This window comes from Acinetobacter proteolyticus, assembly GCF_000367945.1.
Taxonomy (GTDB): domain Bacteria; phylum Pseudomonadota; class Gammaproteobacteria; order Pseudomonadales; family Moraxellaceae; genus Acinetobacter; species Acinetobacter proteolyticus.
The window spans coordinates 3432516-3451783 of sequence record NZ_KB849179.1 but is presented as its reverse complement, the minus strand read 5'-3'; the positions used below and the strand labels follow the sequence as shown (position 1 = coordinate 3451783).

Annotated in this window: 18 protein-coding genes; 7 read left to right on the top strand and 11 right to left on the bottom strand. The window is 40.3% G+C overall.

Annotation, left to right across the window (positions count from 1 at the left end):
- The 10 genes from pilV (F993_RS01095) to ispH all read right to left on the bottom strand — a co-directional run bounded on the left by pilV (F993_RS01095) (position 1) and on the right by ispH (position 10870).
- Positions 1-489, bottom strand: coding sequence for a type IV pilus modification protein PilV (gene pilV, locus F993_RS01095; RefSeq protein WP_004657488.1), 489 nt, complete (start codon positions 487-489; stop codon positions 1-3).
- Complete coding sequence (locus F993_RS01100) at positions 486-1133, bottom strand: GspH/FimT family pseudopilin (protein ID WP_004657486.1); 648 nt, start codon at positions 1131-1133, stop codon at positions 486-488. Before F993_RS01100 ends, pilV (F993_RS01095) begins: the two co-directional genes overlap by 4 nt.
- Before the next feature lie 374 nt (positions 1134-1507).
- On the bottom strand, positions 1508-1963 hold the full coding sequence (locus tag F993_RS01105; protein WP_032812786.1) for a type IV pilin protein: 456 nt from the start codon (positions 1961-1963) through the stop codon (positions 1508-1510).
- A gap of 8 nt (positions 1964-1971) precedes the next feature.
- Positions 1972-2496 carry a type IV pilin protein gene (locus F993_RS01110; protein ID WP_004657482.1) on the bottom strand — a complete coding sequence of 175 codons (525 nt, stop codon included), beginning with the start codon at positions 2494-2496 and terminating at the stop codon, positions 1972-1974.
- A 10-nt stretch (positions 2497-2506) separates the two neighbouring features.
- Positions 2507-6727 (bottom strand): pilus assembly protein, encoded by a 4221-nt coding sequence (locus F993_RS01115; protein WP_004657480.1) that lies wholly within the window; start codon positions 6725-6727, stop codon positions 2507-2509.
- Positions 6728-6737: 10 nt separating this feature from the next.
- Complete coding sequence (locus tag F993_RS01120; RefSeq protein WP_004657479.1) at positions 6738-7550, bottom strand: PilX N-terminal domain-containing pilus assembly protein; 813 nt, start codon at positions 7548-7550, stop codon at positions 6738-6740.
- Entirely contained in the window at positions 7547-8716 is a 1170-nt protein-coding gene (locus tag F993_RS01125) for a prepilin-type N-terminal cleavage/methylation domain-containing protein (RefSeq protein ID WP_004657477.1), read from the bottom strand. The genes F993_RS01120 and F993_RS01125 overlap by 4 nt, the downstream gene beginning before the upstream one ends.
- Positions 8716-9276 (bottom strand): type IV pilus modification protein PilV, encoded by a 561-nt coding sequence (gene pilV, locus F993_RS01130; RefSeq protein WP_004657475.1) that lies wholly within the window; start codon positions 9274-9276, stop codon positions 8716-8718. The genes F993_RS01125 and pilV (F993_RS01130) overlap by 1 nt, the downstream gene beginning before the upstream one ends.
- Positions 9276-9779: a GspH/FimT family pseudopilin gene (locus tag F993_RS01135; protein ID WP_004657472.1), complete on the bottom strand. Its 504-nt coding sequence runs from the start codon at positions 9777-9779 to the stop codon at positions 9276-9278. Before F993_RS01135 ends, pilV (F993_RS01130) begins: the two co-directional genes overlap by 1 nt.
- A gap of 140 nt (positions 9780-9919) precedes the next feature.
- Positions 9920-10870 (bottom strand): 4-hydroxy-3-methylbut-2-enyl diphosphate reductase, encoded by a 951-nt coding sequence (gene ispH / locus F993_RS01140; protein ID WP_004657470.1) that lies wholly within the window; start codon positions 10868-10870, stop codon positions 9920-9922.
- A gap of 103 nt (positions 10871-10973) precedes the next feature.
- Between ispH and gmk the strand changes: the two genes are divergently transcribed.
- From gmk to bfr, 6 genes are all read left to right on the top strand, one after another.
- Positions 10974-11597 carry a guanylate kinase gene (gene gmk / locus F993_RS01145; RefSeq protein WP_004657468.1) on the top strand — a complete coding sequence of 208 codons (624 nt, stop codon included), beginning with the start codon at positions 10974-10976 and terminating at the stop codon, positions 11595-11597.
- A gap of 70 nt (positions 11598-11667) precedes the next feature.
- Positions 11668-11946, top strand: a complete 279-nt coding sequence (rpoZ, locus tag F993_RS01150; RefSeq protein WP_004657467.1) for a DNA-directed RNA polymerase subunit omega — start codon at positions 11668-11670, stop codon at positions 11944-11946.
- A 329-nt stretch (positions 11947-12275) separates the two neighbouring features.
- On the top strand, positions 12276-14399 hold the full coding sequence (locus F993_RS01155) for a RelA/SpoT family protein (protein ID WP_004657465.1): 2124 nt from the start codon (positions 12276-12278) through the stop codon (positions 14397-14399).
- A 160-nt stretch (positions 14400-14559) separates the two neighbouring features.
- The gene (locus tag F993_RS01160) at positions 14560-14940 is read left to right on the top strand and encodes a RidA family protein (RefSeq protein ID WP_004657462.1); all 381 of its coding nucleotides are present in this window, start codon (positions 14560-14562) and stop codon (positions 14938-14940) included.
- Positions 14941-15123: 183 nt separating this feature from the next.
- Entirely contained in the window at positions 15124-15318 is a 195-nt protein-coding gene (locus F993_RS01165; RefSeq protein ID WP_004657461.1) for a bacterioferritin-associated ferredoxin, read from the top strand.
- A gap of 245 nt (positions 15319-15563) precedes the next feature.
- Entirely contained in the window at positions 15564-16028 is a 465-nt protein-coding gene (bfr, locus tag F993_RS01170) for a heteropolymeric bacterioferritin subunit Bfr (RefSeq protein ID WP_004657459.1), read from the top strand.
- A gap of 68 nt (positions 16029-16096) precedes the next feature.
- Here bfr and F993_RS01175 read toward each other — a convergent pair whose 3' ends face one another.
- The gene (locus F993_RS01175; RefSeq protein WP_004657458.1) at positions 16097-17725 is read right to left on the bottom strand and encodes a PglL family O-oligosaccharyltransferase; all 1629 of its coding nucleotides are present in this window, start codon (positions 17723-17725) and stop codon (positions 16097-16099) included.
- A 268-nt stretch (positions 17726-17993) separates the two neighbouring features.
- On the opposite strand from F993_RS01175, the gene tviB reads away from it, so the two are divergent.
- Complete coding sequence (gene tviB / locus F993_RS01180) at positions 17994-19268, top strand: Vi polysaccharide biosynthesis UDP-N-acetylglucosamine C-6 dehydrogenase TviB (RefSeq protein WP_032812785.1); 1275 nt, start codon at positions 17994-17996, stop codon at positions 19266-19268.

The window sequence follows — 19268 nt, the reverse complement described above, 5'->3', positions numbered from 1 at the left end:
TTAATAGGCCTCCAAAAATAAGCAGTGTGATCCAGAAACATAGACACCATCTTTAATACATGCTGCGATGCCTTGATCACCTGCTAGATTGGTTTCATTCCAAGCCACATATATACATTGTCGATTACTTCCTGTTGGACATTGGTCAACAGCGAGGTTCATGCCATTATTTTTGGCATCAAGTGCCACATTTTGTAAGTCTTGTAATGCAATCTTTTCAGGCTTATCTGCTACATTTACAACTTCAGTTTTAGAGATTTCAACCGCTTTCACGTTATATATTCCAGCACGGGTTGCTTGCGGATTAGCCCGCATCCGCTCTGCAAGGTCACGTGCAATCGTGAGTGCCAATACCTGTTTATTCGCTTCAAAGCTGGCATCAATCGCCCGCAACTGTAAAGCAGCAAAGCCCAACACACTGATTGCCAATAAAACCAGAGCAACCAATACTTCCACCAGCCCGACACCTTTCTGTTTTTGAATATTCATGTGCAAGCTCCTTCTTTGATTGTGGTATCGCCAATCACCCCAACCTGAATGCAATAAGACAGATTTTGCCGCTCTAAAATAAAATTCTTTTGTGCAGCAAGGCTGCCATTTCGTCTAAAGCTAAGATTGGTCGAGGAGCTATTGGCACTGATCACACCATGATCTAAACGTGCAATAAAGATTCGTTGTGTTTCTGCTTTTGGAATGGCGATGGCTGTAGCACAATCGTCATCGGATAAAGAGGCTAAACAGACTCCCGTACTTTGTCGTAACAAAACAGCTTGACTACGAGCTTCTGAAATTTTCATCACCAGTTCACGTGCTGAAGACTCAAGCTTTTGCCGGCTATACATGGTTGTAAATGAAGGAGCTGCCATGAGCGCAATGATTGCTAGAATAGTAATCGTGATAATGAGCTCAACCAACGTAAATCCTAAGATAGGAAACAGTCGAGTATTACTCGATCCTATCGCAAGACGAGAAGCTAGACTTCGAGTACGAAGATGAACAAAGCTCTGCTTTGTCTGAGCGCAAGATGGAGAGCTACACTCGAAGTTGAACGGATGAAGTTGGACAACACTCGACCCTATCATAAGACGAGAAGCTGTAACGCGAGACTGTAGGTCATCATGTGCTTGTTGCATACAGTCCTCCATATGCACAAATCTTTTTGTTTTAACGAGCATTTTGATTAATTTTTTATTAAGCATTGATTTTACAAATTATTTTTATAAAACCCTTACAGGTCTTTAATTTTAAATCAGTAAAATCAAATCGTTATATTAATAAGATGCACGTTATTTTCGTGATTGTTTTCATGTTTAATATCAATTTCCGTCTAAAATGCACTTAAATCCACCTTTAAGAGATAAAAGGTAGGTAAGAGCAGATAAATGATAAATGGGTCACATTCATTAATTATTGTTATTAAAAATATTAAATAGTTCAAAAAATCATCTGCCATAAAAAAGCAAACACTGAGGTTTGCTTTTTAAAGTACGCATAAAGGTTTAAAGAATTAGCGTCCGTCCCATGTAGAAATATTTGACAATCTAGCAATACATGCAGCAGCAGTGGATGAGGATTTACTCCAGTCTTTTTGACCTTGATCGTTTAGACAAATCACGCCATTGCCAGCTTGTGGTGTACCAGTCTTAGGTATTGCCGTTAATACCCATGTTGAAGCTGTAAGCGTATTAAAAGCAAGATCATAGAGTGGAGTTCCTTGCTTCGGACTAACAGATGAACCATAAATAGCAGTTATGGTATTCTTTGATGTGTCTGTATTAAGATAACTATTATACGCTAACTTCCTTGCCTGCATTATCTGAGCGATATTAATCATTTCTGCTTGCACATCAGCACGCTTAGCTCTTTGTCCATATTGTAGATATGATGGATAGGCGACAGCCGCAATAATGCCAATAATGGCCACTACAATCATTAATTCGATTAGCGTAAAACCGTTTCTAATATTCCTCATCACCAATTTTCCCCACCTGTTCCACATGTAGCATAGGTAATGTTTGCACTTGTTTTATTTTGACAACGTAAGCCAGAACTGGTCATTAAAAATGAAAAGTTTTGCACATCAGCACTCGTTGCTCTAATCGCCCAACTCTGTCCTGTTGCCGATGCTGCAGACAAAAGTGGATTTGTCGTCATTCCATCAACGATCGTTAATGTATATCTTACAGCTGCATCAGTCGCATTTAATGGTACTGTCAAAGTTTGAGTACTTGCATCAAACGGCGTTGTCCCCGTTGAGTTATACAAATATTGGGCATTAAAGCCTTTATAGCTAAAATTCCTTGATTTATGCCGTTCAAGTTGCTCAGCTAATTTCTGCATTTCTTGTTGTGCTGCAGCAGCGTTTGCACGGCGGGCATAATTTTGATAACTAGGCAGTGCAATTGCAGTAAGGATAGCAATTATAATCAGTACTAACATAAGTTCAACTAGGGTAAATCCTAGTTTGAACTTAGCTTGAGATTGGTAATTTTGCATAGCATATCTCTTATTGGCGGTAACGTTCATACCAGCGCGTTTGTATTAAACGACTGGTACATTGCCATTCACCTGTTCCTTGCGTATTACCTGCCATCGTGAGTTTACCGCAACTTCCTGCACTACTATCAGGTTTTGGTACAAATGTAATGCCGCGAATACCACCACCGATCACATTATCATTACATTCAGTTACCCCCGCAGGACAGCCGTTTGTCTTTGTCTGGAAGCCACTCTTAATTTCTAGTGCAGTATTTAAAGTTCCATCTGTTTTAATACATGCTCCAAACGGTAAACAGTACCTTTGCCAATCTGTTTCACCAACAACACGAGGTTTACAAGGGTCTTGTTGCTCAATACCAGTACCTTGTGGATCATAGACTGGTACTAACAAATTATTTGTAATGGCTAACGGCTCTTCGAATGCTTTCTGCCCCCCTCTAATACGGAAAGTACCATCCGCTCTTTCCATACTATTAATACCCGTTGTCGATGTACTTTTACTCGATAATGATCGATACCATCCAGCAGCCCCTGTGGTTGAACTCGGGAAAAAGAATCCAACAACTGTCTCACCTGTACCTAAAACTTGGGGATTCTTCTTAAAATCAGCTCGTGTCTTATTTTGCGTACTCAAAGTTGGACTAGCAGTAATCAAATCTCGCTTAGCAAAATCTTTATCCAATATGCCGTATACATTATTTACTGGTTGAGAGGTCAAGGCTGTTGTTGGTGTCATTCCATCTCGACCTGTCAATGGGAAAACATCTAGCGGGGTACTTCGATTCCCTGATGCAATACCAACCACAATAAAAGTACTTGTACCTTGATCATGAATGGTGACCGTTGGTGGTTCATAAAAACGCGGGGCTTTCGCTCCAGTGTAGTCATTCCCAACATCATTAGTTGTATCATTGGTTGCAAGATTTGCTAAACGGACTACACGAACACCAAAATCGCTATACGTTGAACCAGTCAATTTCTGATTATTATTAAAGTCAGCACGAAATACCTGCCCTCCCAAATCACCAAAATATAAATGATCAACTAGCCCATCAGCATCGCGATCCAAGGTACTAATACGACTTACAATACTATGTTTCATATATTGCTTATCACCATCAGCAGTTGTAGACCCGTAGGTAGCGGACCAAACCAGTTCTCCAGTTTTAGCATTAATCATATAAACTGCATTACCTTTTGCTTTCGTTCTAGTCGCACAGGTACTATCATTTCCTGATGCCGCTAAGGTAAATTCAGGATCCTCATAACATTCATCATAGCCACCACCGACAATTATGACTCGGGTAAGCACACCATCTTTGCGAATATTTGCCAATACAGGTTTAGACCAAGTTTGCCCTAAACGATCGAAACCAGAGGTTGAACTGTCAATTCTAAATAATAATTTAGGTTGAGTCGGCTCCAATACATTAAGACCATAATAACTATTCCCCCCCATTCGCATCCCACCGTAAATATTCATTTGTCGAGCAGTCACGCTACTAGTCGCAGGAGTTGCTGTTGTATCTGTTGTGATTTTATAAGTCGGATCTGCTACCCAAGAACCATCTATACCATATGCTGGGGCTAAAGAAGAATCACTTTGCCCTACTACAAGCGCTTTAGATTTCACACTATGGTTAAGAATCTCGGCAGGCACAAATACCATTTGCTCTTTACCATCCGAGGCATCAACAATATGAACACCTCCCTCCATTGAACCGTATAATATGGACTGAGTTCGGGCACTCGTTAAATTACCATTCGTGTCCAAAGTTCCTGAATATGTCAGTTGCATCGGATAGGAATGAATACTTCCTCCCATAGATAAATAAGGTGCGTCCGATGTTGTTAGTGACGAAGGCAATGTTGTAGCTGTAATATCTGTACTATAGCCTAAATAATTTAATAATTTGAGCTTAATACCTATAGGGAAGTCTTTAAGTGTAGTTTGCCCCGTTGTGGTATTAAATTTATTTAAAACATAAGCCGCAGATAAATCAATATTAGTATAAGGATCTGAGTTATCACTCGGCTTCGCAGGAATTTGCAATAATGCAGTTCCTGCAGTTGAGCCCGTTAACGGTGTTAAGCTTGTCCCATCAGAACTAGCAACATCGGTAAAAAGATTACGAATTTTATAGGCAGCAGAATAAGCATATTGTGAAATCACCCCATTAATACTAAGTTCTGCTTGTCCATTAATAGGTAATGGAACTTTTGAAAAAGAACCACCCAAGAAGACCTTTCCACCATCTGTATAGGTTGAGCTATTCCAATAATCCTTAGTCGCAGTTCGAAACGCACCATCAGAAGAGTAGACTAATCCCCCAGAATTCCCCTGAAAGGCTCCTAGATTTGCTGCACCTGACGTTGCAACACTGTATTTTTTTAGATTACCACGCCACGTTAAAGAATTATTTGCAGGATCAGGTTCAATCGCACGTAAGAAACCATATTCGGATAAGTTGTTTGGGTTTAATGCATCATAAGGTACCGAAATCTGTCCTGTCGTCAACGGATCAAGTGTTGCTCCACCTAGGTTTTTAATAAACTCGACTACACTATTCGTTACATCTGAGGGGCTAGATGCTTGAAAGAAACCACCATTACCATAACCACCATCATAGTTATAACCATCTGGTGTTCTATAACCTGAGGCTGAGGTCGCAGCGGTTGGTGATGAAACTGGGAGCGATCGCCCACCACCTGGTGAACATTTATCAGCGGGTAAAGCACCCGTTATTGGATCGCGATAGGCCCTTGAACTAATTTGACATGCATTTTGAATATCGACGTCGCTTGAACTATTAATTCTAGAGGCATTAAATAAACTACCGAAACCGACAAATGCAGTTTTAATTGATACCTGCTGCGGATTTCTTGCTGGATTAAATATTGCTTTTGCAAAATCCCCCATACAAGCCCAAGCTGAATTACTTGCTGAATTACTCAAAGATCCTGAGCAACTAAAAGAGTTACCTGATGAGCCCAATGCTTTTTGCATAAGTTGTAAGGACCGATCATTACTTGAACCGTTGGCAAAACCATCAGATAAAAAATAAACCCCCTGACCATCACAACTGGCACGGTCAGAAGCGGTTGGTAAAGGAGATTTATATCTTACATCTGTGTTAGAACTATTTCTATTTTCAACAATATCTGAATTCGCTGAAGTATCATTTAGTTTCGATTTTGGAGTACCACTATCAGCATTGGCAACTGTATATTCAAAAGTCGTGTAATAGTAAGTATAGTTATAAGAGCTATCCGAATTTGTACCATACACTTGAGCATTTCCAACACCTGGATCAATAGATGACCAAGAACTCCAACTACGGCAATCTTGCCAAAGTCTATCTGTATTAATATCTGAATCTCGATATCTTTCACATTGTTGATATCTCACCGTTCCGTTATAACGATCAACCCTTCTAACATAACTATCTTTACGGATCGTATATTTATTTTCTGAATAAGTTGTTGTCCCCAACAAATAGGAAGCGGCTTCCGCCATTGCATGAGCGGAAGGAGTACCTGCATCTGCAGTAAGACCTGCTATTTTTGTTTTTAATAATGTTCTTTGTGTACTAGTAGTACTTGTTTCTAGCGGTTTAGCCGCCACCAAAATTTGTGCAGTTTGGCCATCACCATCAGCAGAGAAATTACCCAAACCAACATTAGTCGCCGATAATTTAATCCTCGTATTACTTCCTGTGACATTAACATCCTGATCAGTACTATTTAATAACGCAAACATTCCATCTTTAAGACGAGTTAAGCGATCATAACAACGGTAAGCTGTAATTGAATTTCCTGTAGCTCCTAATGGAAAAGATTCACATGCTCCTACAGCTTTAGCTTCATTTGGGGCATTAGACCGAGTTAAGTAACAAAAATTTCTTTGATATGATGGTGTTGTCGAAGAATCAACATAATAATTAGTACCGCTTGATGGCGAGTTCGGATACGCAACTGGATTAGAGTTACACCCACTAGTTATATTATAATCCTCATAGCTATAACCTGAGCCCCTATATGGTCCCATACTTCCAGACGTATCCAACATCATAATAATGGTTTTTTTACCCGCTTTAGGCACTGCATAAATCTGTAAATCGCTTGCCTGTACTATAGATGTAGTCATCAGCCAAGTCATCGCTAAAGAACTCGTACAAATGGCATACCATAGCTTGTTATGTTGAAAGTCTTTTAATCTTTTATTCATGGTATTCCCCTTAACTTCCTGGAGCTGAGACTTCAGTTAACTGATTCACATAGTTAAATTCTTGAACTTGAGTACTAAATGGCACTCCTTTGTCTGCAAGACATTTTGCAAGCGTATACTCGCTTCCCGTGGCTAATGTCGCTGTAAGATCATCACTAACTTTGGCGTTGGCTGAGCTTAAGCAGTCTGTTTGAACAGATGAGATATCCACAGCATAGGCAGGTAACATCGCTGTTGTAGTTACCCGTATTCGCTGTGCTGATGTCATACTCTTTGGTAATTGAGTACCTTCTGAAACATTAATTCCTCGAGGTAAGTTCGAACCTGGAGCATCATTATTAGCATTAGTTGGAACACTAACAGCAACTTGAGTCACCACAGCAGGCCTATTACTACCAAAGTCAGACGTCAAACTACAAAAACCAGCCACACCACCATCATCAACACTGGCATTCTCTGTTGTGCCTTTACGAAGTAAGCTTGCATTCTTTGTTTGTGCAAAACGACTTGTTGTTGATGTTGGTTTATAACAAAAAATATATTCTCCACCTGGATTACTTTCATTTTCTTTTAAAGCCGCCCCAATTACATTACCAACGCTTGTTACCGTAGTTGGATCAAAATTATTAAACCATGCAAGCGGCGTATCAGAGGATTGAAAATTTAACTGTCCAACTTGACTATTTGTTGCCACACCTAATGAAACTATAGCAACACGAACAGCAAGGATTCCCACCACAATAATAATCAACAATATAATCATGACCACTATTAAGGTTGCACCACGCTGATGTTTTATATATGTACGTTTTGGATGGTTCATAGTGAATCTCCCATTGCATTACGTAGTGCAACAGTGGTGCTATATACTCTGCGTTGAAAACGTGTCGTTGTATCTGATGGCGTAGCTGTTTGATCCAACATTAAGACAGGCTGAGTTGGATCAATCGCATTATTTTGTGCATTATTTGCCGAACGCACTAATACTGAAATCTGTGTTGATAAAATTCGTGAACTCACCGTGACTTTTGTATTTGTTTCTGTTGCACTTCCAGCACCTGTTGTATTATCTGTTGCTGCAGTCTGAGCTACTGTACGGTACTGTGGAATTGTGTAATAAGCGAATTGATTCGAAACAGTTTTTGTAGTTGTCGAGGTTGAAGGGGTAGCTGTTCTATTTGTAATGGTCTTTGTAGTTTCCGTTGTTACCATTGCACCCAATAAGACATGAAAGTGATCAACACGAGGAATAATAATTTGCCCCGCATCTCCTAAACCAGTAATTGGTAAAGGAGAAATTGTATTTGTTGTTGAATTCACCGTTGTTCGTGCTGTAGTAGCTGCTATAACACCAGCAGCTGTTGCTGATGGTGTATTTGCATCACAAGCTAAAGCAAAGTCTGTAGAGGAACCATTACTATCGGGACGTACAAAATAACGCTGAACAACCAAATCGCCAGATAAAACGGTTGCACCTTCACAGTTAGTCATCTGCGTTGGTGCAAAAAATTGAATCGTCAATTGATCACTTACAGGATTTGCAATAACTGCGCCTGCTGAATCTTTTAAAGTTACTCGGGTTAGTCCTTTCCAATAGTTTGATGTGGTTGAAACAGTATCATCCTGCCCACGACTTAATAAAGCAGAATCAATATAAGCCGAACTACTCACTTTCGGTACAAAGTTAACATTGGTTGAACTTGTTGCGGTTGATCCCGTTAAAATAATTCCACCATAAGGTGTTTTATCATCCAGCTTTAAATTAGCTAAATTGTCTTGGTTCGCAAATCGAATATCTCGAACAATATAATCTAAACCAAAAATTCCACTGTCCTGAATTTCAGCATTGGCTTGCTGTAAGCGGCTTGAAAGAATTCCACCAGTAAATAATTGTACTGCAGCAGCGACGACAATTAAGCCTAGAACCAGTGCAACCATTAACTCAATTAAGGTAAAACCTGACTGCGACTTGACATTATTTTTTTTCATTAATAAACCTCCATCATGAGACAAGAGGCTCCAGCAACATAGATACCATTATTTCCCATACAACTAGAGACATCTGCAGAGCTGGTTGTTACGCCAGAAGCTGTATCTTCTTGCACCGTAGGCGATGTTTTACCCCAGAATGCATATAAACATTGGCGACGTATCGCCATTGTAGAAGTTACACCTGGACAATTATCCATGGTCAATTGCATTCCTAATTGATTAGCATTACGTGCTGCTTGATACGCATCGAATTGGGCAACTTGAATGGCTGTACATCCAGAATTAAAACAACTGGTAGGTGCTGTTGTTGCCGATGTAAGACCAGTGTAACTACGAACAAATGCAGGGTAACTCCCCATTTGGCTTTTATTAATACGCATATTTTCAGCAAGGCCACGCATAATCACCATCGCCTGAGACTTCTGCATCGCTTCAGCAGACGCATCATATGCTCTTAATTGCAAGGCCACGTACCCCAAAACGCCTATTGCCAGTAATAGTAGAGCAACAAGAACTTCCATTAACCCAATGCCCGCTTGTTCTTTATATTTGATCATCAGCAAGCACTCACTGTCGTATCTGGCTTAATAATGTATGCTCCTAGTCGAGTGATAACGATTGGCTTTTGAATCAATAACTTGGAATTACACAATGTAATCGTGGTGTCGCCTGTAATATTGGCGACTAAGCCATTGCTATCAAACCTTAAGGCAGAGGTTGTTGTGGTTGTCGTAGATGGCGGAGTCGTAATCACACTAACTGAAGTCGGGGTAGGAGAAATCGTCAATGACGTATTACTGTTTGCGACACCCCAGCTTAGTGTTCTTGCATTATTTGTACTTCCAGAAGAAGCAGCCAAATAAGCATCTATATTTGTCCTATTTAAAATTGCTTGGCTTTTAGCTTGAGATAATGCAGTTAGCAACTCCCTTGCATTTCGTTCATAACGTCTTTTTTCCATTAGGTTCGACATTGATGGCGCAGCCATGGTCGCAATCACCCCCAGCACAGAAATTGCTAACATCAATTCAATTAAGGTGAACCCCTGACTTTTCCCCATTTCCCCAGCACCCAATGATTAAAATTCACTACTCTATATTAAATTTTATTTTTACATAACCAATACAAAGCAGATAAGCACCAAAAAAAAACGGATGGAGTGCAATCCATCCGTTTCCAGTTCACATTTTTCTAATAAAATTAGGCTTGTATCACTTGGATACGCAACTCTTTTGGTAGACTAAAGGTAATGTTTTCTTCTCGTCCTTGTAGCTCTTTGGGTGGTGTTGCACCCCAATCTTGTAAACGCTGAATCACTTGTTTAATTAAAATTTCAGGCGCTGAGGCACCCGCCGTGACACCGATTTTACTGTCCTGTTTAAACCAAGCTTTTTCAAGTTGATCTGCATTATCGACCAAATATGCAGACTTACCCATACGCTCGGCCAATTCGCGCAAACGATTCGAATTTGATGAATTCGGAGAACCAACCACAAGCACGACATCACACTGTTCCGCTAGATCACGCACTGCATCTTGACGGTTTTGAGTGGCATAGCAGATATCATCTTTACGCGGACCTTGAATCAAAGGGAATTTGGTCCGCAATGCATCAATGACTTTAGCCGTATCATCAATTGAAAGTGTGGTTTGCGTGACAAATGCAACTTTTTCAGGATGCTTAACCATGAGTGCTTCGACATCTTGCTCATCTTCAACCAGATAAATCTCACCACCTCGAGACTTATCATATTGCCCCATGGTGCCTTCAACTTCTGGATGACCTTCATGTCCAATCAGAATTGCTTCAGTCCCTTCGCGTGCATATTTGGTCACTTCGATATGCACCTTGGTGACTAAGGGGCAGGTTGCATCAAAAACTTTTAAACCACGGCGTTCTGCTTCTTGCTGTACTGCTTTAGATACGCCATGCGCACTAAAGATCACAATCGAATCATCTGGGACTTGATCTAACTCATCCACAAAGACAGCACCACGCTGACGTAAATCATCGACTACAAACTTGTTATGTACGACTTCATGGCGTACATAAATCGGTGGGTTAAAACATTCCAGTGCCCGATTGACGATTGCTATAGCACGGTCAACACCAGCACAAAAGCCTCGTGGATTGGCCAACACGATTTCCATAACATCCTCTCTCATCAACTGAATTTTTACACCAAACTATTTCGTTTAATGGCACGCTACACTACAATAGCCAAGATATTTTATCATATTCAGGAAAAATATCATGTCGGGTCTCTTGTTTGTCGTTTCTGCAGCCTCAGGAACGGGCAAAACATCTTTGGTCAAAGCCCTACTCGATCGAGTCAGCAACCTACACGTTTCTGTCTCACATACCACACGCGGTCAACGTCCTGGTGAACTCGATGGTGTTCACTATCATTTTACCAGTAAAGAAAACTTTTTAGCACAAGTGGATGAAGGCGGCTTTATCGAATACGCGGAAGTCTTTGGTAACTACTACGGCACTTCTCAAGCCAAAGTTAAAGAGCAACTGCAACAAGGCCATGATGTTTTACTTGAGATCGACTGGCAAGGTGCTGAACAGGTTCGTCGACTTTTTCCTGAATCAAAACAAATCTTTATTCTCCCACCAACACAGTATGACTTAAGACAGCGTTTGTCTAATCGTGGTACAGATGCGGTCGATGTGATTGAACATCGTCTTAGTTGTGCCGTTGAAGATATGCGTCATTTTGCCAGTTTTGACTATGTCATTATTAATGATGATTTCAATAAAGCTGTGCATGATTTGGAAGCAATTATTACCGCAAACCGTTTGGTGACCTTGCAACAAAGCGCTCGCCATCAACAATTAATCGAAAACTTGATTACCCTTAATCGCGAATGACTTGAGTCTGGCAGAAAAGCCTTTTATACTACTCAGTCTTTTCAAATGTAATGTTCAAACGAGACAACTTATGGCACGTGTAACCGTTGAAGATTGTTTAGACCATGTAGATAACCGCTTCGAGTTAGTACTGGTGGCGAGTAAACGTGCACGTCAATTGGCACGTCAAGGCATGGAACCAACTGTAGAATGGGACAATGACAAACCAACAGTAGTTGCATTACGCGAAATTGCGGTTGGTCATGTCACTAAAGAAATTTTAAAACAACGCGATCAAGACTACCAAACATCAAATCTTGATATGGTATTGTCTACAAATTCATTAAACTTAGAAGGTTTCACTTTCTAAATCGAATTTGTTATGCGAAAAGCCCATTGTGAATACACTGGGCTTTTTTCTTTCTTGCAAAATTCAGCGCATATTGATAAAAGCAATATCCGTCATTGAAAAAATTTACGAGTTTTTATAATGAACAAATTGACAAGTTTCTCAATTTGCTTTTCATTAGAAGATAAGCGTAATGTCTTTGAGTACTAGCGCTAGAAATGAGTTTTCAATGGTATTCAATATGATTGAGTACATGTAGATTGTACTGAGTCACAAAATCATCCATGTAATACATCGTTAAAGTATCAACAGACAGATCATTACTGAATTCAAGTTATAAAAGGTGTTATATGCCAGGCGAAGAAGTCAGCCAAGCGAAGCAGCAGCTCAAAGTAATTATTGAAGCCTATCTCAAAGATAGTGACGTTCAACATGTGCTTGCTGCCTGCGATTTTGCTGATCTAGCGCATAGCGGTATTACACGTAAAAGCGGTGAACCCTATGTATTGCATCCGATTGCAGTCAGTTGCATTTTGGCGCATATGCGTCTTGATGCAGACACCTTAATGGCTGCACTTTTACATGATGTGATTGAAGATACTGAATTTACCAAAGATGAAATTGGGCAAAAATATGGGGTCGTCGTCGCCGAACTGGTCGATGGTGTTACCAAACTGAGCCATTCTAGCGATAAAGAATATAACAAAGCCGCATCATTCCGAAAAATTCTACAAGCGACTCTACAAGATCCACGTGTCATTATTATTAAACTGGCTGACCGTTATCACAATATGACCACCTTGGGCGCGCTGCGTCCAGATAAACGGGCGCGTATTGCTCAAGAAACACTTGATATTTTTGTTCCAATGGCGCGTCTGGTCGGTATGAACGAGATGGCGGATAACCTTGAACATCTCTGTTATCAAAATCTTGATTTAGACATGTTTAATGATGTGCAAACCGCATTATTGGAAACTAAGCCAAAGCGTTGTGAATACCAAGCGGTTTGGGAGCAAAAACTTTCTGAACTACTAAAAGCCTATGACCTCAAAGGTCGAATTAAAAAGAAAAATAACAATATCGAATTACTGCGCCATTTTATAAAAAATGAAATCGACTTAAATGAACTCAGCCACAGTCATGCCTTTGAAATCATTTTACAAAGTATTGCTGACTGCGACCGTCTGGTTGATGCGCTAAAAGATAATTTTCAGGTATTACAATACCGCGATCATATTCGCCGCCCTTTACCTGGTGGTAATCAGTCACTCATGATCCAGTTGAAAGGTGAGAAAACCACACTTTCCTTGACCATCCAAACTGAACTGATGCGTAAAGCAGCCCGTTTTGGTGTGGTACTGGGTGAAAATGCACCGCAAGCCTGTCGCTCAGCGATTCAGGCATCCATGCAGAACTTGAATACCTTAATTGATAGTGGCTGTGCGAAAACCACCTTTAGTGATCTGCTCGATTATTTGCACCAAGAAAAAATTTGGGTCTATACCCCACACGGACAATTGCATGAATTACCGCAAGGTGCGACCGTGGTTGATTTCGCCTATTCAGCCAGCTTGTTCTTAGGCAACCACGCGGTTGGTGCCAAAGTCGATGGTGAAATTCGCCCATTATCCACCCCACTACATAGCGGCCAAGTAGTTGAGATTATCACCGATGTGTTGGCAACACCGAATCCTGATTGGCTCAGCTTCATCAATACCCAAAAAGCACGTCGTGCATTACAGAATATTCTAAGAGAACAAGACATTGATGAGCAGCGCTTAGTCGGACAGCAGGCCTTAAACCGTGCCTTAAAACTGTTCCAGCGTTCAATCAATGATCTTTCTCCAACAGACTGGATCAATGTACTTGAATGGCGACACTTAGGTAGTAAAGACACGCTATTTGAACAGATTGCGGTAGGTGATCTATTACCCCAGTTGGTTGCCAATCATTTATTTGCACAAGACTATCACTCACAGCATCAAGATGCTTCTGATCGCTTAATCGTCGGTACAGAAGGCGTCGATGTCAAATATGCGCATTGCTGTAACCCAGTATTGGGTGACCCAATTCAAGGACATTTGTCGCGACGCGGTCTTATCGTACACCGTTCCCGTTGTCGGAACTTATTACACGAACAGCATCTGCATCCTGAAAACATCATGCCGTTACATTGGCAATCTGAAGAAATTGATGATGTTCGTTTCAGCGCCTATCTGTGCATCCATATGGCCATGAACGATGAACAAATTTCTGATTTGATCTATCAATGTCGTAAAGCCAAAACAGGCGTGGAAATGGTGCACTCGCAAGACCAAAAAACCTACGTGAATATCGTGGTCAGTAACCGAAATCAAATTGCTCAAATCATTCGAGATTTGCGTATGCACTTTGGCTTCCCACGTATTGAACGCTTGAATATGCCGATTGTTCAGCCTGAAGTTGCGAAATTAGCCACCGCCAGCTCAATATAAACATACTGTTCCAATCAAGCGTTTAGGCTACTTACAGGCATAAATATGCGAATAAAAAACTTCTGCTAGGGCGACTACGCAGTATTCAGCTCTTTCGTCGCTATGGTTTTGTGTTAAAGTCACAGAGATTTAAGATAGAAAAACGACATAGGAGAGCTAAATGTCACGCCAAGTTATTCATACTGAACACGCCCCTGCTGCTATCGGAACATATTCTCAAGCAATTCTCGTTGGCAACACGCTCTATCTTTCTGGCCAGATTGGTTTAGATCCGTACAGTATGGAACTTGTAGAAGGCATTGAAGCCCAGATTCGTCGCGTATTTGATAACTTAAAAGCGGTCTGCACTGCTGCAGGTGGCAGTCTAGCAGATATTGCGAAACTGAATATTTTCCTGACTGATCTCTCCCACTTCCAATTGGTGAATCAAATCATGGGCGAGTACTTTGCGCAGCCTTATCCTGCGCGTGCAGCATTGGGTGTTGCTAGCCTGCCGAAAGGTGCCTTGGTTGAAATGGATGGAATTGTGATCATTCCCTAAGCATTTTTTTAAATTTATATTTATCAAAAAGTTATAAATCATCAAAAATATCGCCGATCAGGCGGTATTTTTTTATTCAAATTCCCAATAAGAATATACTCATTGTTAGAATGAAATTCATTGACAAACGATAACAATTATCAATAATATCAATTATCGCATTTATATTTGTGGCTCACTCCCATGTATGTTTGTTTATGTCGTGGAATTACAGATCAGGATATCAAAGACGCCGTTGCAAATGGCGCAGAGAGCTATCGTGAAATCCGTGAACTACTCGATCTAGGAACATGTTGTGGTCGTTGTGCTCCAGAAGCCCGCGCTATTATCAGTGATGAGCTTGCTGAAATCGCCGCACGTATTTCTATAGCTGCCTGATTTATCTTCAAAATTACCGATCCAATTCAACTCGTGTTTTACGACTCCACCGCTTCCTGCAGAACCTAAAAAGTTCCTCATTTAAGCGGTTTTTTTATAAAAATCATAACCATATCATGATGTTTTTGATTGTGATTTTCATTTGCCGTTCAATAAATTACTCGCCAGTCGATTCGTTGTTGATTAAAATAAAATAAATTGCCTTAGCAACTAGGGCATCACTTGGTGTTTTTGGAGTAAGTGCAATGAAAGGCAATCGCGAAGTTATCAATCAGCTCAATCAAGTGCTGTATCATCATTTAACTGCGATCAACCAATATTTCTTACATTCTCGCATGTTTAATGATTGGGGAATTGAACAATTAGGTTCAGCTGAATACAAAGAATCTATCCGCCAAATGAAACATGCAGACAAAGTGATTGAGCGTATTTTATTCTTAGAAGGTTTACCGAATCTACAACACTTAGGCAAGCTGTATATCGGTCAACATACTGAAGAAGTCCTGAACTGCGATATTCGCAAGGTCAAAGAAAATATCGAAGCAATTAAACAAGCTGTTGAACTTGCAGAAGCAGAACAGGATTATGTGACCCGTGATTTGGTTCAAGAAATTCTAGAGAAAGAAGAAGAGTATTGGGATTGGCTCGACACCCAACTTGATCTGGTTGAAAATGTGGGTATCGAGAATTATATTCAAAGCCAAATTTAATTCGTCTCTTCAACCCCAACTATTTATTGAGTTGAATCAAAAATAAAGCCCTAATTAGGGCTTTATTTTTATCTCGCTTGCTTATTCATCTCAACCACTTCTGGCAAGCTGAGTGTTTGTCCATACAACTGCTGTAAAATAAACAGTTGCTGTTCTGCTTCTTCAAACTTGTGATTATAAACCAATACCTGTGCGTACTTTTTCAGGTTATAAGGGGTTGCTTTATTTTTGACTAAAGCATTAATCCACTCCAAATCACGCTCTGACATTTGTGTTTGAGGTTTTAGACTGATCCAATCAAGTCGCTGCTGAAATTGCGTTAGCAGTAGAATTTTAGAACTTCCCAGTATCTCTACTGTCGGTTGCTGCTTTTTAAAAATCAAGCGGCTATTTTCCTGAAATAGCTTGTAATCACGCCAGATCAATAACAACAGTACGATACCAATCAGCCAAATAAAGCGAACGACATGTTTATTTAAAGTCACTGCTTTTAGCTGAGGTGTTTGTGCTTGAACTAGCCCTAATAAAAAGCCCATAGGCAGCAGGAAATACGCATAGCGTTGTGGAAACTCCAGCATGGCATGAATCAGGATTGCAGCGACCATCATGATTGCAATCACCGAAGTGCTGTCTTTGGCATTTCGATCTAACCAAAAGAACCACAGTCCCATATAAGCAATAATGAACAATCCAAGTGGCAAACCATTCCACACCAACAAATCAAGTAATACATTATGTGCACTGATCACCCACTCATGTGAGGGATGTAAATTGAAAATACTGATTTGCGCAACGCTGGTCTGATTCCAGCCATAGCCTAACCATGGCTGTTGTTTCAACGCCAACAGCATTTGCGTCCAAATATCAAAACGCAAATATCCAGAACTGGCACGTTCAGCAACACTACTTGTTTGGATGACTTCTGAACTAAAGAGATTACCTAGCAATGGTAACCCCCAAATCGCAATCACAAAGAAACCTATACACCATACCCAGAGCAGTCTAAAGTTGAAACGCGGTTGCTGCTTATATTGTTTATACATCCAATAAAAGAAGATAAACAAACACACCACCCATGACGTTCGAGACTGAGTTAAAGCAACGGTAAATAGAATCAATAAACTCGCTAGCAGTAACCAATATGACGCTATGGCTCTTTTTTCATAGAGATATAATGCGCCCATCAACCCCATAATCAAAAACGTGGCTAAGTGATTTGGCTGGCCAAAGTTAGCATAAGGTCGATCCCCTTTTAACTGCATGATGCCATTAATGACACCACCTAGCCCACACCACTGCACAATCGCCATGACACTACAGACCATCGCAATACCGAATAGAAGCTTTGATATCTCCTGCATCAGCGCTTCACGCTGATCAGCTTGCAAAGAAAGATTATAACCAAGCACAATCATCAGCCAAAAAGCCAATACATAAAGAGAGCTTAATAGTGCCGTGCTAAAGTCATTGACCAGACCAAAGCTCCATTGCAGCAATGGAACAGCAATAATTGGCGTGATCCAGAGTTGGGCTCGTGGAATAATTATTTTTTTATTGAGAAATACAGCAAGTAGGACTAAGCCAGCTGAAAAGCTGGCGAGCTCACCTGAAAAAGTCACCCAAGGGTAAGTATGAAATGGAGAAAGCCAAGCAAAGCTGATCAGAACGCTGGCAAGAAAAAAGCATAAAAATTGCATAAGGTATCTTAGAAAAGCACTTATCTCTTATAATACAGCAAAGTACTTTATACAGCTTAAACAAGTCAGATAAACTACATTTCTCAACTGATCAAGTCGTGTCCCGATTATATTTCTATTTAAAAAAATTAAAGATATTTATAAGATTGAGTATTTTTGTATAGCCATACATATTAGAATACATACATATTATCAATGCTTTATCAAAATGAAAACCGAGCCTAAAAACAAAAACATGTCACATCTTTACACCCTGATTAACAACAAGATCACAACTCAGCAATTAACGATTGCTGTGGTTGGCTTGGGTTATGTCGGTTTACCGCTCGCCTTGGCCTTTAGCAAACAATTTAAAGTCATTGGCTATGACACTAATCAAAAAAGAGTAAGTGAACTTACAAATCAACAAGACTCTACGTTAGAGATCAGCCGCACAGAACTTGGTGATTTATCTAATCTTCATCTGAGTTCTGATCCAGACAAACTCACGGAATGTGATGTTTTTATCGTCACAGTACCGACACCAATCGATCATTTTAAACAACCCGATTTAAATCCCTTAATTCAAGCATCAACCACAATTGCAAGACATTTAAAGGCTGGCGATATTGTGATTTATGAATCTACAGTCTACCCCGGTGCGACCGAAGAGGTTTGTGTTCCAATATTAGAAAAATATTCACAACTCAAGTTTAATCAAGATTTTTTTGTAGGTTATAGTCCCGAGCGTATCAATCCTGGCGATAAGAGCAAAAGTGTTACAACCATTAAAAAAGTTACTTCAGGTTCAACACCAGAAATTGCCGATTTAATTGACCAAATTTATTTAACTATTATTACCGCAGGCACACATAAAGCTACTTCAATCAAAGTAGCCGAAGCAGCAAAAGTAATCGAAAACACTCAACGTGATGTTAATATCGCCCTCATCAATGAGCTTGCTCTTATTTTTAATAAGCTCGGCATTGATACTGAAGAGGTGTTACAAGCTGCAGCGACCAAATGGAACTTTCTACCTTTTCGTCCAGGGCTCGTTGGTGGGCATTGTATCAGCGTAGATCCATACTATCTGACACATAAGGCTCAATCTATAGGTCTACACCCAGAGATTATCTTAGCGGCGCGTCGATTAAATGACCGTATGGGTGAGTATGTTGCGACGCAACTCATCAAAGAAATGGTTAAACAAAAGATCCAAGTTGTCGGGGCAAATATTCTGGTGATGGGACTGTCATTTAAAGAGAACTGCCCAGATATTCGCAATACTAAAATCATTGACCTGATTCAATCACTCAAAGAGTATGATTTGAACCTTGATGTCTATGATCCTTGGGTTGATCCATCAGAAGTCATTAAAGAATATGGTTTGGAACCTGTTCAAACCCTTCAACCAGCTCATTACGATGCGATTGTACTGGCTATTGGGCATCAACAATTCAAGAGCATGAGTTTTGAGGAACTTCAGGCTTTAGGTAAGGAGAACTTTGTTCTTTATGATCTCAAATATATCCTCCCTCCTCACCAGTCCAATCTCAGATTATAA

Excerpts from the sequence above, each read along its gene's own strand:
- pilV (WP_004657488.1), bottom strand. The coding sequence starts at position 489 with ATGAATATTCAAAAACAGAAAGGTGTCGGGCTGGTGGAAGTATTGGTT.
- F993_RS01100 (WP_004657486.1), bottom strand. The coding sequence starts at position 1,133 with ATGCAACAAGCACATGATGACCTACAGTCTCGCGTTACAGCTTCTCGT.
- F993_RS01110 (WP_004657482.1), bottom strand. The coding sequence starts at position 2,496 with ATGCAAAATTACCAATCTCAAGCTAAGTTCAAACTAGGATTTACCCTA.
- F993_RS01115 (WP_004657480.1), bottom strand. The coding sequence starts at position 6,727 with ATGAATAAAAGATTAAAAGACTTTCAACATAACAAGCTATGGTATGCC.
- F993_RS01120 (WP_004657479.1), bottom strand. The coding sequence starts at position 7,550 with ATGAACCATCCAAAACGTACATATATAAAACATCAGCGTGGTGCAACC.
- F993_RS01125 (WP_004657477.1), bottom strand. The coding sequence starts at position 8,716 with ATGAAAAAAAATAATGTCAAGTCGCAGTCAGGTTTTACCTTAATTGAG.
- pilV (WP_004657475.1), bottom strand. The coding sequence starts at position 9,276 with ATGATCAAATATAAAGAACAAGCGGGCATTGGGTTAATGGAAGTTCTT.
- F993_RS01135 (WP_004657472.1), bottom strand. The coding sequence starts at position 9,779 with ATGGGGAAAAGTCAGGGGTTCACCTTAATTGAATTGATGTTAGCAATT.
- ispH (WP_004657470.1), bottom strand. The coding sequence starts at position 10,870 with ATGGAAATCGTGTTGGCCAATCCACGAGGCTTTTGTGCTGGTGTTGAC.
- gmk (WP_004657468.1), top strand. The coding sequence starts at position 10,974 with ATGTCGGGTCTCTTGTTTGTCGTTTCTGCAGCCTCAGGAACGGGCAAA.
- rpoZ (WP_004657467.1), top strand. The coding sequence starts at position 11,668 with ATGGCACGTGTAACCGTTGAAGATTGTTTAGACCATGTAGATAACCGC.
- F993_RS01155 (WP_004657465.1), top strand. The coding sequence starts at position 12,276 with ATGCCAGGCGAAGAAGTCAGCCAAGCGAAGCAGCAGCTCAAAGTAATT.
- F993_RS01160 (WP_004657462.1), top strand. The coding sequence starts at position 14,560 with ATGTCACGCCAAGTTATTCATACTGAACACGCCCCTGCTGCTATCGGA.
- F993_RS01165 (WP_004657461.1), top strand. The coding sequence starts at position 15,124 with ATGTATGTTTGTTTATGTCGTGGAATTACAGATCAGGATATCAAAGAC.
- bfr (WP_004657459.1), top strand. The coding sequence starts at position 15,564 with ATGAAAGGCAATCGCGAAGTTATCAATCAGCTCAATCAAGTGCTGTAT.
- F993_RS01175 (WP_004657458.1), bottom strand. The coding sequence starts at position 17,725 with ATGCAATTTTTATGCTTTTTTCTTGCCAGCGTTCTGATCAGCTTTGCT.